The 709-nt window shown below is 45.1% G+C and carries 1 protein-coding gene; it reads left to right on the forward strand.

Features of this window, described 5'->3' with window-relative positions; all coding sequences use genetic code 11:
* A partial coding sequence (locus A3738_RS25030) for an ATP-binding cassette domain-containing protein (RefSeq protein WP_156504488.1) occupies positions 1-709 on the forward strand: 709 nt, incomplete at both ends.

Here is a 709-nt window from a genome sequence, read left to right on the forward strand (position 1 = left end):
AGATGTAACGGTTCAAAAGCAGGTTTTAGAGCTAATCGCTGATCTACAGACAAAACTAGATATGGCCATCATTCTCATTTCGCATGATCTCAATGTCGTCAGACAATATGCAGATCACGTATGCGTTATGCGATATGGGCACGTTGTAGAGCATGGCAATGCCGAAGCAATATTCAACTCCCCTACAGAAGAATACACGCAAACGCTAATTAACTCAGAACCAAGCGGCTCTCCATACCCCGTCGAAGAGAATTCCGATACGATTCTTCAAACAGAACAGCTAAGTGTTGATTTTATTCTTAGACGTAATGTTTTCGGCAAACCGACACGCAGCTTTCAGGCTGTAAAGCAAATGGACCTGTCATTAAGAAAAGGTGAAACACTAGGTATTGTTGGCGAAAGTGGCAGCGGCAAAACTACGACTGGAATGGCGATACTAAAGTTGCTCGATTGCACGGGTTCAATCACCTTCAACGGAAAACGAATTGACCAGTTAAACCAAAGCCAGTTCCGTCCTTTTCGTCGTGAAATTCAAATCGTTTTTCAAGACCCATTTGGAAGCCTAAGCCCCCGAATGTCGATTGGCCAGATCATTGCTGAGGGCCTTGATATTCACGGCATTGGCTCGGAATCTGAGCGAGAGCAAATGATCATCGACGCGCTAACTGAAGTTGAGCTCGACCCAGAAGTGCGACATCGCTATCCACAT

Source organism: Oleiphilus sp. HI0066, assembly GCF_001635725.1.